This window comes from Mesorhizobium bavaricum (genome assembly GCF_056781655.1).
Genome location: NZ_CM165566.1, coordinates 5,637,558 through 5,654,203, shown reverse-complemented (window position 1 = coordinate 5,654,203; position 16,646 = coordinate 5,637,558). Strand labels below are relative to the sequence as shown.

At 62.8% G+C, this 16,646-nt stretch carries 12 protein-coding genes; 8 read left to right on the top strand and 4 right to left on the bottom strand.

Going from position 1 to position 16,646, the window contains the following annotated elements:
* Positions 1–14: 14 nt before the first annotated feature.
* The 4 genes from AC1RZR_RS27695 to AC1RZR_RS27680 form a co-directional block, all read right to left on the bottom strand.
* Positions 15–1,157, bottom strand: coding sequence for a DegT/DnrJ/EryC1/StrS family aminotransferase (locus tag AC1RZR_RS27695; protein WP_477275899.1), 1,143 nt, complete (start codon positions 1,155–1,157; stop codon positions 15–17).
* 255 nt (positions 1,158–1,412) lie between these two features.
* On the bottom strand, positions 1,413–2,336 hold the full coding sequence (locus AC1RZR_RS27690) for a carbohydrate kinase family protein (protein WP_477275901.1): 924 nt from the start codon (positions 2,334–2,336) through the stop codon (positions 1,413–1,415).
* A complete protein-coding gene (locus AC1RZR_RS27685) occupies positions 2,333–2,779 on the bottom strand; it encodes an RbsD/FucU family protein (protein WP_477275903.1) in 447 nt (148 codons plus the stop codon). Before AC1RZR_RS27685 ends, AC1RZR_RS27690 begins: the two co-directional genes overlap by 4 nt.
* Positions 2,779–4,005 (bottom strand): ROK family transcriptional regulator, encoded by a 1,227-nt coding sequence (locus AC1RZR_RS27680; protein WP_481826602.1) that lies wholly within the window; start codon positions 4,003–4,005, stop codon positions 2,779–2,781. The genes AC1RZR_RS27685 and AC1RZR_RS27680 overlap by 1 nt, the downstream gene beginning before the upstream one ends.
* A gap of 267 nt (positions 4,006–4,272) precedes the next feature.
* On the opposite strand from AC1RZR_RS27680, the gene AC1RZR_RS27675 reads away from it, so the two are divergent.
* The 8 genes from AC1RZR_RS27675 (at position 4,273) to AC1RZR_RS27640 (ending at position 16,646) form a co-directional block, all read left to right on the top strand.
* Positions 4,273–5,250: a sugar ABC transporter substrate-binding protein gene (locus tag AC1RZR_RS27675; RefSeq protein ID WP_379106630.1), complete on the top strand. Its 978-nt coding sequence runs from the start codon at positions 4,273–4,275 to the stop codon at positions 5,248–5,250.
* Between the two features lie 159 nt (positions 5,251–5,409).
* Entirely contained in the window at positions 5,410–6,471 is a 1,062-nt protein-coding gene (locus AC1RZR_RS27670) for an ABC transporter permease (RefSeq protein ID WP_477275907.1), read from the top strand.
* Between the two features lie 2 nt (positions 6,472–6,473).
* On the top strand, positions 6,474–7,256 hold the full coding sequence (locus tag AC1RZR_RS27665; RefSeq protein WP_477275909.1) for an ATP-binding cassette domain-containing protein: 783 nt from the start codon (positions 6,474–6,476) through the stop codon (positions 7,254–7,256).
* Positions 7,257–7,388: 132 nt separating this feature from the next.
* A complete protein-coding gene (locus AC1RZR_RS27660) occupies positions 7,389–9,857 on the top strand; it encodes a glycogen/starch/alpha-glucan phosphorylase (protein ID WP_481826601.1) in 2,469 nt (822 codons plus the stop codon).
* 122 nt (positions 9,858–9,979) lie between these two features.
* Entirely contained in the window at positions 9,980–12,193 is a 2,214-nt protein-coding gene (glgB, locus tag AC1RZR_RS27655; RefSeq protein WP_481826600.1) for a 1,4-alpha-glucan branching protein GlgB, read from the top strand.
* A gap of 19 nt (positions 12,194–12,212) precedes the next feature.
* Positions 12,213–13,478 carry a glucose-1-phosphate adenylyltransferase gene (gene glgC / locus AC1RZR_RS27650; RefSeq protein ID WP_379105902.1) on the top strand — a complete coding sequence of 422 codons (1,266 nt, stop codon included), beginning with the start codon at positions 12,213–12,215 and terminating at the stop codon, positions 13,476–13,478.
* 90 nt (positions 13,479–13,568) lie between these two features.
* Positions 13,569–15,014, top strand: coding sequence for a glycogen synthase GlgA (gene glgA, locus AC1RZR_RS27645; RefSeq protein ID WP_477275916.1), 1,446 nt, complete (start codon positions 13,569–13,571; stop codon positions 15,012–15,014).
* Between the two features lie 3 nt (positions 15,015–15,017).
* On the top strand, positions 15,018–16,646 hold the full coding sequence (locus AC1RZR_RS27640) for an alpha-D-glucose phosphate-specific phosphoglucomutase (protein ID WP_481826599.1): 1,629 nt from the start codon (positions 15,018–15,020) through the stop codon (positions 16,644–16,646).

The following is a 16,646-nucleotide window of genomic DNA, read 5'->3' as shown; positions in this document are numbered from 1 at the left end:
GCGGCTCGACAGCTTTACTCGGCTGCGGCCATCGCCGAATTCGAGCCGATATAGTTGCGGATCGTCTCGATGATCCGGTCCTGGTCGGCTTCGCTGAGATAGGGATGCATCGGCAGGCAGAGGATCCGCTTCGGCAGGTCCTCCGACACGGCAAGGCCGGTCGGCGTGCGCGGATAGTCGCGATAAGCGACCTGGGCATGCAGCGGCTTGACATAGTAGATGACCGACGGAATGCCCTTTTCGCCGAGATGCGCCCTCAGCCCATCACGCTTGGGTGTCTCGATCGCATACTGCGCCCAGGCAGACCGGCTGCCGTCCAGATTGCGGGCGGCGGTGACGATATCGCCAAGCCCTTCGGCGTAGCGGTTGGCCACCACCTGGCGGGCAACCATTTCGTCTTCGAGGATGGCCAGCTTCTCGATCAGGATCGCGGCCTGTATCGTGTCGAGCCTTGAATTGATGCCGACGCGGACATTGTCGTACTGTGTCTCGCCCTTGCCGTGGAACGCGAACGATCTGAGCTGCTCGGCCAGCGCATCGTCATTGGTGAACATCGCGCCGCCGTCGCCATAGCAGCCAAGCGGCTTTGCCGGGTAGAAGCTGGTCGAGCCGACCGCGCCGAACGAGCCGCACATCTTGCCGTCGGTTGAGCCGCCCATCGACTGGGCGGCATCCTCGATCACCATCAGCCCTTCGCGGTTGGCGATCGCCATGATGGCATCGTAATCGGCGGCGAGGCCGAACAGATCGACCGGAATGATTGCCTTCGGCTTCAGCCTTCCTTCCTTCTTGATCATCGCGATGGCCGCCTCGAGGCTGGCAATGTCGATGTTGTAGGTGTGCGGGTCGACATCGACGAACACCGGCTCTGCCTTGGCCAACGCCACCACTTCGGCGGTGGCGGCAAAAGTGAAGCTTGGCACGAACACGGCGTCACCCGGGCCGACACCGGCGGCAAACAACGGCAACAGCAGCGCATCGGTGCCGTTGGCGCAGGCCACGACATGCTTGGTCCCGACATAGGCGGCGAGCTTGTTCTCGAATTCGGTGACTTGCGGGCCGAGGATATAGCGGCCTTCTTCGACGACACGGTCGATCGCGGCCTTCAGCCGGTCGCGGATTCGTTCGCGCTGCGCGCCAAGATCGATGAACTGCATGTCGGCCTCAAAACGGGTTAGCCAGATAACCGGCCGCTGGTATCAGAGTTGCGCCGGCCGAGAAAGCTGCGGCAGCAAAACCGCGAATTGCCTAGGTGTCGCAGTCTGTTACCTCGGATTTCCCGCTTGATCGCGCGAGATGCCTGAAATCCGGGCTTCGGCAGCTGCCGCCACCGGTTTATATCGGATCGGCGCGGTCACGCGAAACATAAAGTGATCGACAATCCCAACGCTTCCAGGCAGTTTGGCGCCTTGTCAGGCGATCTCATGCCGCCAGGGCGGATTGGCGCCGGCCCGCGACACGGTCACGGCCGCCGCCTTGTTACCGAGCGCCAGTGCCTTGCTGATGGCGTCCTGCGAGAGGCCGGCGATTGCCGTCTTTGTCAGCAGGCCTTGTTCCTGCAGCGAGGCGAGGATGCCGGCATTGAATGTGTCGCCGGCGCCGACCGTGTCTATCACCTCGACCCTCTCCGTCATCACCGTGACGGCGTGTTCCTTGGTGTAGCCGATGGCGCCTTCGCTGCCACGCGTGACGACGATCAGCTTGGGGCCGCGATCCAGCCAGTTGCGGATGACATCCTCGTGCGAGCCCGCTTCGCCGAACCAGTTCAGATCTTCGTCCGACAGTTTCACGATGTCGGCCATCGCCATCATGGCGCGGATGCGCCTGAGGTGCTTGGCCTTGTCCGGGATGAAGTTCGGCCGGATGTTGGGATCGAGCATCATGACCCGGCTTTCATGCTCGCGCTTCATGAATTCCTCATAGGCACTGCCGGCAGGCTCAGAGATCAGGCTGATGGCACCGAACAGCATGGCTTCGATCTCGCTGCCGAGCTGCGGCAGGTCGTCGATGGTCAGCATGCGGCCGGCGGTGTTCTCGTCGTAGAATGTATAGGTGGCCTGGCCGTTGTCCAGTTTGACGAAGGCCAGCGTGGTCGGACGTGGCGAGGTGTGCGCGTAGGTGGAACTGACCTTGCTCGCCCCAAGTGCGTCCCTGAACTGACCGCCGAACAGGTCCGACGACAGGCCGGAAAAAAAGCCGGCCGGCGCGCCGAGCCGGCCAAGCGCGATGGCCGTGTTGAACACCGCGCCGCCGACATAGGGGGCAAAGGCCGGCTCGCCCGCCGTCGTGGTGCGCGGCAGCATGTCGATCAGGGCTTCGCCGCAGCAGAGGATCATGGTTTCCTGGTCTCCGGCGGATAGATCACGCCCTTACGGATGATGATGTTGGCGTAGAGCCGCGGCTCGCTGGTCGCGACGATGGCATGCGCTGATTTGACCCGTGCATAGAAGTCGGCACCTGCCAGCGCAACCACCTTGCGGCCCGGAGCGTGTTTTGCGCATAGCGCCTCGATCTCGTGGTGCACGGGATCGGCAAGCGAGGGGTCGCCCTTGACCGAGGCACGAAACAGCGCCTCTGGTACGGCATCGTCGACCGGCAGCACGCTCAAGATCGCGTCGAGCACCGGCAGGAGATGATGGCCATCGGCTCGGACGAGCCGGTTGGCCTGTTGCTCTGCCGGATAATTTCCGTCGACAAGGGCGATCTCGTCGCCATGGCCCATGGCGCGCAATATCGCCAGAAGTTCCGGACCAAGCAGTGCCGGGATTCCGATCAGCATCAGGCGCTCCTGGAAATCGTCGTCGAACCGATCAGGAAGCGTTCGGAAAGCGGCAGGCTGGCGCCGCCGAGGGCGCGGGCATGGATGCCGACGGTTCCCTCGCGAACGGCGGGAAGTTTCAGCCCTTCGCCGTCGATCGTGGCGATGGCCTCGATGACGGCGTCAACCAGCCGGCGGCGCACGGCCTTCGGCATCCATCCGTCGATCACCGCCGCTTCGAAATCGATGACCGACGATGCGGCGACGATGGCATAGGCGAGCGCCTGCGAGGCGCTGGCGATCCAGTCATCGAGTTCGGGGCCGATCTCGCCCCAGTCTTCCGGCGATGTCCACAGATGCGAAGCCTCGACGCCGCGCGCATTGAGCGCCCTTTCGAGCATGGCGATGGACGCCACGTCGATCAGCTGGGTCGGCATGCCATCCGGCCCCGGCACAGGCATAGAGCCGAGTGCTCCGGCATTGCCGGTTGGCCCGCCAAAAAGCCGGCCATTCAGCACGATGCCACCGCCGGCAAAGGCCCCGATGTAGAAATAGACGAAGTCACGCGCGGCACCGGTCTGGCCGAAGACGAGTTCGGCGCCACAAGCCGAAGTCGCATCGTTCTGCAGGTAGACCGGAAAATCGCACTGCGCCTGGATGTCGGCCCTGATGTCGCGGTGACGCCATTCGTCCATGACGTCGCGCGGGGCGCCGGCGGTATCGGCCCAGTTCCACAATTCGAACGGCATGGCGATGCCGAGGCCGGCAATGCGTTTGTCTTGCGCAGCCGTCAGCTCGCCGCGCATCTGCCGCATGCCGTTGCTGACGAAGTCCACCGTCTCGCGCGGTGCAGGATAACGATAGGAATGCTGCAGCATCGAGCGGACATGGCCAAGGAAGTCGATCAGCACGAGTTCGGCGCTGCGGCGGCCGATCTTCAGGCCGATGAAATAGGCGCCGTCGGGATTGAGCGCCATTGGGATGGAGGGTTGGCCGATCTTGCCGCGCAACGGCGCCTGACGCAGCAGAAGGCCTTCTTCCTCCAGTTCGCGCATGATGACCGAAACCGTCTGCGCCGAAAGCCCGGTCATGCGGGCGATGTCGGACTTCGCCAGGCTGCCGTGCTGGCGCACCAGCGAGAGCACCAACCGCTCGTTGTGGTCCCGCATGCCGCTCTGGTTGGTGCCGCGGTGAATGAGACTGTCATTCACCTCGGGCGAACCGTGCCTCGCAATGGCGGTCTCCACCCTGTTCCTCCCGTCGTTTCCCCGCAATGCTTTTGGGCTAGAATGGGTGAACGAAGCAAGGCTGTCAATAATAAATAAGAGTGATTTAATTATTGACAGAGACTTCGCTCTGGTGTCTGTTGAGGCAGCGTCCACGCTGGGAGAAATTCGTTGGATGCGCTGCAGATGCCGGTTGGCCGGCATCCGGATAGTTCCATTGGGAGGAAAATCGTGACCAATATTAAACTGTTGAAATCGACCGTGTTTGCCGCCGCTGCTCTGGGTCTGATGGCGTTTGCGTCGTCTGCATCCGCGGCCGGTGTCGGCGCCTGCCTGATCACCAAGACCGACACCAACCCCTTCTTCGTCAAGATGAAGGAAGGCGCCACGGCAAAGGCCAAGGAACTCGGCGTCGACCTCAAGACCTACGCCGGCAAGATCGACGGCGACAGCGAGAGCCAGGTGGCGGCAATCGAAAGCTGCATCGCCGACGGCGCCAAGGGCATCCTGATCACCGCATCCGACACCAAGGGCATCGTGCCGACGGTGAAGAAGGCGCGTGATGCCGGGCTGCTGGTGATCGCGCTCGACACGCCGCTCGATCCGATCGACGCCGCCGACGCGACCTTCGCCACGGACAATCTCGAAGCCGGCAAGCTGATCGGCGCCTGGGCTGCCGCCACGCTCGGCGACAAGGCCAAGGACGCCAAGATCGGCTTCCTCGACCTGACGCCGTCGCAGCCGACCGTGGACGTGCTGCGCGACCAGGGCTTCATGATGGGCTACGGCATCGACGTGAAGGACCCCAACAAGATCGGCGACGAGACCGATCCGCGCATCGTCGGCCACGACGTCACCAACGGCAACGAGGAGGGCGGCCGCAAGGCGATGGAAAACCTTCTGCAGAAGGACAACACCATCAACGTCATCCACACCATCAACGAGCCCGCCGCTGTCGGCGCCTACCAGGCGCTCAAGGCCGTCGGCCTCGAAAAACAGGTGCTGATCGTCTCCGTCGATGGTGGCTGCCCAGGCGTGAAGTCGGTGACCGAAGGTGTCATCGGTGCAACATCGCAGCAATATCCGCTGCAGATGGCTGCGCTCGGCATCGAGGCGATCGCTGCTTTCGCCAAGGACGGAACCAAGCCGAAGCCGACCGAAGGCAAGAATTTCTTCGATACCGGCGTCAACCTGGTGACCGACAAGCCGGCCACTGGCGTGAAGTCCATCGACACCAAGGAAGGCCTCGCCAAGTGCTGGGGCTGATGCCGGTCTGACAGGCATCTACGGAACCTGAGCGGTTGGGGCTTGATCCCCGACCGCTTCGGGTGGACGATGGGTCGCGTGACCGCGAACAATCCCGGCAGCAGACCGGAAAGGCGTGGACGGGCGTCAGCGTTTGGCTGAAGTCTACGGGGAGGAAACATGGCTCAAGCTCAGGAATTCGAAAAGGTTCTCTCAGGCAGCGACACAAGCGTTGCCGCGTTCGACGAGCACAAATCGGCCGTCAAGCGCATCCAGCATTTCCTGCATTCAACGCCGGCCGCGGTGCCGCTGATCGTGCTGGTTCTGGCGATCATCGTCTTCGGCATCACCATCGGCGGGCGATTCTTTTCGTCCTACACGCTGACTCTGATCCTGCAGCAGATCGCCATCGTCGGCATTCTGGGCGCTGCCCAGACGCTGGTCATCCTGACTGCCGGCATCGACCTGTCGATTGGCGTGATCATGGTGATTTCAGCCGTGATCATGGGCAATTGCGCGGTCAACTACGGTATGCCGGCAATTCTCGCCGTGGCGATCGGGCTTGCCGCCGGCGCGGCCTGCGGGCTGCTTAACGGCGTGCTGGTCGCCTACATGAAACTGCCGCCCTTCATCGTGACGCTTGGCACCTGGAACATCGTCATGGCCACGAACTTTATCTATTCGGCCAATGAGACGATCCGCGACACCGACGTCGACACCCAGGCGCCGCTGCTGCATCTCTTTGCAATGAGCTTCAAGATCGGCACGGCGGTGCTGACGCTCGGCGTCATTGCCACGGTCGTGCTCGTCTTAATCCTCTGGTACGTGCTCAATCACACAGCATGGGGCCGCCATGTCTACGCCGTTGGCGATGATCAGGAGGCGGCGAAGCTGTCGGGCATCCAGACCAAGAAGGTGCTGATGACGGTCTACACCCTTGCTGGGCTGATCGCCGCCTTCGCTGCCTGGGTCTCCGTCGGCCGAAACGGCTCGATCTCGCCGTCAGCCGCCGTCACCGACTACAATCTCCAGGCGATCACCGCGACGGTGATCGGCGGTATTTCTCTGTTCGGCGGACGCGGCTCGATCCTGGGCACGTTGTTTGGGGCGATGATCGTCGGCGTCGTCTCCATGGGTCTCAACATGCTGGGCGCCGACCCGCAATGGAAGGTGCTGCTCACCGGTGTGCTGATCATCGGCGCCGTGGCGATCGACCAATGGATCAGAAAGGTTTCGGCATAGTCATGACCCAGGAACCCATCCTTACCGCGCGCGGTCTGATCAAGCGCTATGGCCGCGTCACCGCTCTCGACAATGCCGACTTCGATCTTTATCCGGGCGAAATCCTTGCCGTCATCGGCGACAACGGCGCCGGCAAGTCGTCGCTCATCAAGGCGATTTCGGGCGCGGCCGCGCCCGACGAAGGCGAGATCCGGCTTGAAGGCAAACCCGTCGCCTTCAAATCGCCGATGGAGGCCCGCGAAGCCGGCATCGAAACCGTCTACCAGAACCTGGCGCTATCGCCGGCACTGTCGATTGCCGACAACATGTTCCTCGGCCGCGAGATACGCAAACCCGGCTTCCTCGGCCAATGGCTGCGCATGCTCGACCGGCCGGCGATGGAAAAGCGCGCCCGTGACAAGCTCACCGAACTTGGACTGATGACCATCCAGAACATCAGCCAGGCGGTGGAGACGCTCTCGGGCGGCCAGCGCCAGGGCGTCGCCGTGGCGCGCGCCGCCGCCTTCGGCAGTCGCGTGGTGATCATGGACGAACCGACTGCCGCCCTTGGCGTCAAGGAGAGCCGCCGCGTGCTCGAACTGATCCTCGACGTCAAGAAACGCGGCCTGCCGATCGTGCTCATCTCGCACAACATGCCGCATGTCTTCGAAGTCGCCGACCGCATTCACATCCACCGGCTGGGTCGTCGCCTCTGCGTCATCGATCCCAAGCAATATACGATGTCGGATGCCGTGGCCTTCATGACGGGAGCCAAGGTTCCGCCGGAGGCGGCACTGGCGGCCTGAACTGTCAAATTGCCGCAGGGTAACTCCGCGCGGGTTCATCTAAATCGATTGAACATGTGGGAGTATCGGCTAGCATGGGCTGGGAGGAACGATGAAAGCCGGTATGATCATGGCAACCGCACGAGAGGCAGCATGACGCGCGCTATGACATCCGAACCCCTCCCGCCACTGCTCAAAAATCCTGACCCGGAGACGCTCGCAAGGGAAGTCTTGATGGCCCTCAAATACAGGGTCGGCAAGGATACCACCGTCGCGACCCAGTACGACTGGCTCACCGCCTCGATCAAGGTCGTGCGCGACCGCATTGTCGATCACTGGATGCAGGCGACGAAAGAGGCCTACGACCAGAAGGAAAAGCGCGTCTACTATCTGTCGCTGGAGTTCCTCATCGGCCGTCTGATGCGCGACGCCTTCTCCAATCTCGGCCTGATGGACAATATGCGAGAGGCCTTGTCCTCGCTTGGCGTCGATCTCGACCTCATCGCCGCACTCGAGCCGGATGCCGCACTTGGCAATGGCGGCCTTGGCCGGCTCGCTGCCTGCTTCATGGAAAGCATGGCGACCGTCGATATTCCCGCGCATGGCTACGGCATTCGGTACGCCAATGGCATGTTCCGCCAGGAGATTCACGACGGCTGGCAGGTCGAACTGCCCGAGACCTGGCTCGATCACGGCAACCCCTGGGAGTTCGAACGGCGCGAACGCTCCTTCGAGGTCGGGTTCGGCGGTTCGGTGGAATCGATCACCTCGAAGGACGGCCGGCTCGAGCGCCATGTCTGGAAGCCGACCGAGCATGTTCTGGCCGTCGCCTATGACACGCCCGTCGTCGGCTGGCGGGCCAACCGCGTCAACACGCTGCGGCTGTGGTCGGGCATGCCGGTCGATCCGATCCTGCTCGACAAGTTCAATGCCGGCGACCATATCGGCGCGCTTGCCGAAAGCAACAAGGCCGATGCCCTGTCACGCGTGCTCTATCCCGCGGATTCGCACAAGGCCGGGCAGGAGCTGCGGCTCAGGCAAGAGTACTTCTTCTCCACCGCCTCGCTGCAGGACATCGTCCAGCGCCATCTCAGCCAGTATGGCGATCTGAAGTCGCTGCCCGACAAGGCTGCGATCCATCTCAATGACACCCATCCGGCCATCGCTGTGCCCGAGTTGATGCGCCTGTTGATGGACGTCCACGGCATGGATTTCGATCTTGCCTGGAGCATCACCAAGCGTACCTTCGGCTACACCAACCACACGCTGCTTCCCGAAGCGCTGGAAAGCTGGCCGGTGCCGCTGTTCGAGCGGCTGCTGCCGCGCCACATGCAGATCGTCTACGCCATCAACGCCGAAGTGCTTCTGGAGGCGCGTGCCTCCGACCAGTTCTCGGACGAACAGATCAGCCGCATCTCGCTGATCCAGGAAAATGGCGACCGCCGGGTGCGCATGGGCAATCTGGCCTTTGTTGGCTCGCATTCCATCAACGGCGTTTCGGCTCTTCACACCGATCTGATGAAGGAGACGGTGTTCGCCGACCTGCACAAGCTCTATCCCGATCGCATCAACAACAAGACCAACGGCATCACGCCGCGGCGCTGGCTGATCCAGTGCAATCCCGGGCTGACGTCGCTCGCCCGCGAGGCGATCGGCGACCGCTTTCTCGATGACATCGACGCCATCAAGGATCTTGATGCCTTCGCCGACGATGCCGCCTTTCGCGACAAGTTCGCCGCCGTCAAGCGCGCCAACAAGACGCGGCTGGCCAATCTCGTCGCCGACCGGCTCGGCATCAAGGTCGATCCCTCGGCGCTGTTCGATATCCAGATCAAGCGCATCCACGAATACAAGCGCCAGCTCCTGAACATCCTCGAAGCGATCGCGCTCTACGACCAGATCCGCTCGCACCCGGAACGCGAGTGGATGCCGCGCGTGAAATTCTTCGGCGGCAAGGCGGCGCCCAGCTATCACAACGCCAAGCTGATCATCAAACTCGCCAACGACGTCGCCAAGGTCATCAACCGCGACCCGGCCGTGCGCGGTTTGCTGAAGGTGGTGTTCGTGCCGAACTACAATGTCAGCCTGGCCGAGATCATGATGCCGGCTGCCGACTTGTCCGAGCAGATATCAACCGCCGGCATGGAAGCATCGGGCACCGGCAACATGAAGTTCGCGCTGAATGGCGCGCTGACCATCGGCACGCTCGACGGCGCCAATGTCGAGATCAAGGAGTGTGTCGGCGACGACAACATCTTCATCTTCGGCCTCACCACCGCCGAGGTCGCCGAGCGGCGCAACAATGGCTACAACCCGCGCGCCGTCATCGAGGCTTCACCGGAACTGTCGCAGGCGGTGGCCGCTGTTTCGTCGGGCGTCTTCTCGCCGGACGATCCGGAGCGTTACCGTGAGTTGATCAACGGTCTCTACACCAGCGACTGGTTCATGGTCGCCGCCGATTTCGATGCCTACGCCGCCGGGCAGCGCGAAGTCGACGCCGTCTGGCGCAACAGTCCCGACTGGTACGCCAGGGCAATCCGCAACGTTGCGCGTGTCGGCTGGTTCTCCTCCGATCGCACGATACGCCAATATGCGAAAGAAATCTGGAACGTGCCCGTCTGATGTGATTGCATGGGACCGCGACCAATGTGGTCCAGGTTCATGTCGCCCAAAAGTGTGTAGCGGTTTTGGGACAACGACATGAACAAAAACAAAGCGTCGTGCCCGGGGAGGGACACTGCCTGATGAAGAAGCCGCGCGTGACCGCTGCGACAAGCGGGCCGGACGGACTGGCGACAGCCGGCGATGTCGCGGCGATTGTTGCCGGCACGCATGGCGATCCGTTCGCGGTCCTTGGCGTCCATGAGGTCGGCAAGAGCCTGTTTGCCCGCTGCTTCGTTCCGCATGCGGAGTTCGTCACCGCCTACACGCTGACCGGCATCATCGCCGGCGAACTATCTAGGCGCGACGATGGCGGTTTTTTCGAAGGCAAGCTCTCGATCAGGAAGCGGCAGCCGCTGCGCTATCACGCGCGCAATGCCGGCGGCGACTGGTGGCTGACCGATCCCTATTCGTTCGGTCCGGTGCTTGGCCCGATGGACGACTACTACATCGCCCAAGGCTCACACCTCAGGCTGTTCGACAAGCTCGGCGCCCATGTTGTCGAGCACGAGGGTGCCACGGGCGTGCATTTTGCTGTCTGGGCGCCCAATGCACGTCGCGTCTCGGTGGTCGGCGACTTCAATGAATGGGACGGTCGCAGGCACACGATGCGCGATCGCCGCGACACCGGCATCTGGGAACTGTTCGTGCCCGACATCGGTGCCGGACGGCCCTACAAATACGAGATCATCGGCCCCGATGGCGTCAGGCTGCCGCTGAAGGCCGACCCGTTCGCCTTCAAATCTGAATTGCGTCCGGCCACCGCTTCGGTCGTTGCCGTGCCACCGGCGCATGAGTGGGGCGACGAGGCGCACCGCAATTTCTGGCGCAATGCCGATCACCGGCGCGAAGCCATCTCGGTCTACGAGGTCCATGCCGGTTCGTGGCAGCTTCGCGACGACGGGACCTTCCTGTCATGGGACGAGATGGCCGACCGGCTGATCCCCTATGTCGTCGAGACGGGCTTCACGCATATCGAATTCATGCCCATCTCCGAACACCCCTATGACCCGTCCTGGGGCTATCAGACGACTGGGCTCTACGCGCCGTCGGCCCGATTCGGTGATCCGGACGGCTTTGCTCGTTTCGTCGATGGCGCCCACCGCGCCGGCGTCAGTGTCATTCTCGACTGGGTCCCGGCGCATTTTCCGGTCGACGCGCATGGCCTGGCCAATTTCGACGGAACCGCACTCTATGAGCATGCCGATCCGCGCAAGGGCTTTCATCCCGACTGGAACACCGCGATCTACAATTTCGGTCGCCGCGAGGTGGTGTCGTTCCTCGTCAACAATGCGTTGTTCTGGGCCGAAAAATATCATGTCGACGGTTTGCGCGTCGATGCGGTCGCCTCGATGCTTTACCTCGACTATTCGCGCAAGCAGGGCGAATGGATCCCGAACGAAAAGGGTGGTCGCGAAAACCTCGAGGCGGTCAGCTTCCTGCAGAAGATGAACAAGGAGGTCTACGGTCACCATCCGGGTGTGATGACCATCGCCGAGGAATCGACCTCATGGCCGAAGGTCTCGGCACCGGTGCATGAAGGTGGGCTGGGCTTCGGCTTCAAGTGGAACATGGGCTTCATGCACGACACGCTGGAATATTTCTCCAAGGAGCCGATCTTTCGCAAGCACCACCACAACGATCTCACCTTCGGCCTGACCTACGCCTTCTCGGAGAATTTCGTGCTGCCGCTCTCGCATGACGAGGTCGTGCACGGCAAAGGCACGCTGCTTGGCAAGATGGCCGGCGACGACTGGCAGAAATTCGCGACCTTGCGGGCCTACTACGCCTTCATGTGGGGGTATCCCGGCAAGAAGCTGCTGTTCATGGGGCAGGAGTTCGCGCAGCGCCGCGAATGGAGCGAGGCACGCGCGCTCGACTGGAACCTGCTCGAGTTCCGCCCGCATCGTGGCGTCTGGCAGACGGTGCGCGATCTCAACTATCTCTACCGTTCGCGCCCGGCGCTGCATGGCCGCGATTGCGAACCGGAAGGGTTTTCCTGGCTGATCGTCGACGACAGCCAGAATTCGGTTTTTGCCTGGCTGCGCAGCGCGCCGGGAGGCAGCCCGGTGGCCGTCATCTCCAATTTCACGCCGGTGCCACGCGACAATTATCGCGTGCCGTTGCCGAAGGCCGGAAACTGGCGCGAAATCATCAACACCGACGCTTCGGAATATGGCGGTTCCGGCAAGGGCAATGGCGGCCTGGTCGAGGCGCGGGCGGAGGGAGGAAGCATCTTCGCGACGATGCTTTTGCCGCCGTTGTCGACGATCATGCTCGAGCTTGTCGCAGACTGAGTAACTTGGGAGGGTAGAAATGGCAGACTTGAAACGGACCCAGCCGCTGGCGCGCGATGCCATGGCCTACGTATTGGCCGGCGGCCGTGGCAGCCGCCTCAAGGAACTGACCGACCGGCGCGCCAAGCCGGCTGTCTATTTCGGCGGCAAGACGCGCATCATCGACTTCGCGCTCTCCAACGCGCTCAATTCGGGCATTCGCCGCCTCGGCGTCGCCACCCAGTACAAGGCGCATTCGCTGATCAGACATCTGCAGCGCGGCTGGAACTTCCTGCGGCCCGAGCGAAACGAGAGTTTCGACATCCTGCCGGCCAGCCAGCGTGTCTCGGAAACGCAGTGGTATGAAGGCACGGCCGACGCCGTCTACCAGAACATCGACATCATCGAGGCCTACGGGCCCGAATACATGGTCATCCTCGCTGGCGACCACATCTACAAGATGGACTACGAGCTGATGCTTCGCCAGCACGTCGACGCCAATGCCGACGTCACCGTCGGCTGCCTCGAAGTGCCACGGATGGAGGCCACCGGCTTCGGCGTCATGCATGTCGATGCCAAGGACAACATCATCGCCTTCGTTGAAAAGCCCGCCGATCCGCCTGGCATTCCTGACAAGCCGGAGTTCGCCCTGGCCTCGATGGGCATCTATGTGTTCAAGACCAAGTTCCTGATGGAGCAACTGCGCCGCGATGCCGCCGAGCCGGGCTCGAGCCGCGACTTCGGCAAGGACATCATTCCCTATATCGTCCAGCACGGTAAGGCGATCGCCCACCGCTTCGCCAAATCCTGCGTGCGTTCGACCGCCGAGAACGAAGCCTACTGGCGCGATGTCGGTACGGTCGACGCCTATTGGGAAGCCAATATCGATCTCACCGATATCACGCCGGAGCTCGACCTCTACGACCGCGACTGGCCGATCTGGACCTATGCCGAATTGAAGCCGCCGGCAAAGTTCGTCCATGACGAGGATGGCCGCCGTGGCTCCGCCGTCTCCTCGCTCGTCTCGGGCGACTGCATCGTCTCGGGCGCCTCACTGAAAAGAAGCCTGATCTTTACCGGCGCGCGCATCAATTCCTATTCGACCCTCGAAGAAGTCGTCATGCTGCCCGACGTTCATGTCGGCCGGAACGCAAAGTTGAAGCGCGTCGTCATCGACCACGGTGTTAGGATACCGGAAGGGCTGGTGGTCGGCGAAGACCCCGTCCTCGACGCCAAGCGTTTCCGCGTTTCCGAAAAGGGCATCTGCCTGGTCACACAGGACATGATCGACAAGCTGAAGCTTTAGAGCAATTCCAGGCAAGGTCTGAAACGGTTTTCCGTCCGGAATTGTGCCAAACAAAGAACTCTAGAACGGACAGGATCGGATTGTAGGCGCATGCAGGTTCTGTCGGTCACGCCCGAGATCTTCCCGCTGATCAAGACCGGCGGGCTTGCCGACGTGACCGGCGCGCTGCCCATCGCGCTGGCGGCCAAGGGCGTGACCATGCGCACGCTCATCCCCGGCTTTCCGACCGTGATGGCCGCCTTCAAGAAAAAGAGGGCGGTTCTGCAATACCCCTTGTTGCAGGGCGGCAAGGCTTCCGTCCATTCTGTCCAGCTCGCCGGGCTCGAACTCTTCGTGCTCGACGCGCCGCATCTGTTCGACCGTCCCGGCGGCCCCTATGGCAATGCGACCGGCGTCGACTGGCCGGACAACTGGCGGCGCTTCGCGGCGCTGAGCCAGGTCGGCGGCGACATCGCCGGCGGTGCCATCTCGGGCTACCAGCCTGACATCGTCCATGCCCATGACTGGCAGTCGGCGATGACCCTGGCCTATATGCGCTACGGCAAGGCGGTCGGCATCCCGTCGATGATGACCGTCCACAACCTCGCCTTCCAGGGCCAGTTCGGCGCCGGCATCTTCGGCGAGCTTGGCTTGCCGGCGGTGGCGATGGCGCTCGACGGCGTCGAATATTACGGCGGTGTCGGCTTCCTCAAGGCCGGGCTGCAGGCGGCCTGGGCGATCACCACCGTCAGCCCGACCTACGCGCAGGAGATCCGCTCGGCGGAATTCGGCATGGGCCTCGACGGCCTCATCAACATGCGCTCCAGCGATCTCTATGGCATCGTCAACGGCATCGACACCGGCATTTGGGATCCGGAAACCGACAAGCATCTGGTCTCCGCCTACTCAGCCGGGACGCTGAAGGCGCGCGCACCCAACAGGGCTGCCGTCGAGGACCGTTTCAGCCTCGATCGCGACGACAGCCCGATCGTCTGCGTCGTCAGCCGCCTGACCTGGCAGAAGGGCATGGACATACTGGCGCTGGTGATCGACGGCATCGTCGCGACGGGCGCGCGTCTGGCCATCCTGGGCTCGGGCGATGCCGGCCTCGAAGGCGCGCTGCTTGCGGCCGCGGCGCGGCATCGCGGCCGCATCGGGGTCGTCGTCGGTTACGACGAGGGGCTCTCGCACATCATGCAAGGCGGATGCGACGCCATCGTGGTTCCCTCGCGCTTCGAGCCCTGCGGCCTGACGCAGCTTTACGGCCTGCGCTATGGCTGCGTGCCAGTGGTCGCCCGCACCGGTGGCCTGGCCGATACCGTCATCGACGCCAACGAGGCTGCCGTCTCGGCCGGTGTCGCCACCGGCTTCCAGTTCGCGCCCAACAATGGCGGCGCCTTGCTGCACGCCATGCGCCGCCTCGTCGATGCCCATGCCAGTCCGGCGGTCTGGGAATCGCTGCAGCGCCAGGGCATGAAAGCCGATGTGTCGTGGGACAAGAGTGCCGAAAAATACGTTGAACTCTATCGCTCGCTGCTTTCGAAAAGGGTTGCCTGAAGCATGATACGGACCGTCCCCACCAAGCCCTATTCCGATCAGAAACCCGGCACGTCGGGCCTGCGCAAGAAGGTGCCGGTGTTCCAGCAGGAGCACTACGCCGAGAACTTCATCCAGTCGATCTTCGACGCCCTGGACGGTTTCAAGGGCAAGACCCTGGTGATCGGCGGCGACGGCCGCTTCTACAACCGCGAGGTCATCCAGAAGGCGATCGCCATGGCCGCGGCCAACGGCTTCGGCAAGGTGATGGTCGGGCAGGGCGGCATCCTGTCGACGCCGGCCGCCTCCCACGTCATCCGCAAATACAAGACCTTTGGCGGCATCATCCTGTCGGCAAGCCACAATCCGGGCGGCCCGCACGAGGATTTCGGTATCAAGTACAATGCCGGCAATGGCGGCCCGGCGCCGGAAAAGCTGACCGACGCGATCTTCGAAAAGACCAAGACGATTGCGAACTTCAAGACCACTGACATCGCAGCGATAGACATCGACAAGATCGGCACGGTCGAGGCCGGCGGCATGACGGTCGAGATCATCGATCCGGTCGCCGATTATGCCGAACTGATGGAAAGCCTGTTCGATTTCGACGCCATCCGCGCCAATTTCAAATACGGCTTTCGCATGCGCTTCGACGCCATGCATGCGGTGACCGGCCCCTACGCCAAGGAGATCCTGGAAAACCGGCTTGGCGCGCCCAACGGCACCTGCCGTAATTTCAAGCCGCTGCCGGATTTCGGCGGCCACCATCCGGACCCGAACCTCGTCCATGCAAAGCATCTCTATGACGAGATGATGGGCCCGGACGCGCCGGACTTCGGCGCCGCCTCCGACGGCGACGGCGACCGCAACCTGATCATCGGCAAGGGTATCTTCGTCACCCCGTCGGATTCGGTCGCCATGCTTGCCGCCAACGCCCGTCTGGCGCCCGGCTACAAGGAAGGCCTGAAGGGCATCGCCCGCTCGATGCCGACCAGCGGCGCGGCCGACCGTGTCGCCGAAAAGCTCGGCATCGGCATCTATGAAACGCCGACCGGCTGGAAGTTCTTCGGCAACCTGCTCGACGCCGACATGGCGACGATCTGCGGTGAGGAAAGCGCCGGCACCGGCTCCAACCACGTCCGCGAAAAAGACGGTCTTTGGGCGGTGCTGCTGTGGCTCAACATCCTCGCCGCGCGCGGCAAAAGCTGCAAGCAGATCGTCACCGAGCATTGGGCGACCTATGGCCGCAATTACTATTCGCGCCACGACTATGAGGAGGTCGAGAGTGACCGCGCCAATGCGCTGGTCGACGAACTCCGCGCCAAGCTTGGCGCGCTGCCCGGCACCAGCGTGCGCGGCATGACCATCGCCAGTGCCGATGACTTCGCCTATCACGATCCGGTCGATGGTTCGACCAGCGAACACCAGGGCATCAGGGTGTTGTTCGAGGGCGGCTCGCGCGTCGTCTTCAGGCTTTCGGGCACCGGCACGTCTGGGGCTACGCTGCGCGTCTACATCGAACGCTACGAGCCGGACAAGTCGAGGCACGATCTCGACACCCAGGTCGCTCTTGCCGATCTGATATCGGCGGCCGATGATATTGCCGGGATTCGCAGCCATACCGGCCGCTCCAAGCCGAGTGTCATCACTTAA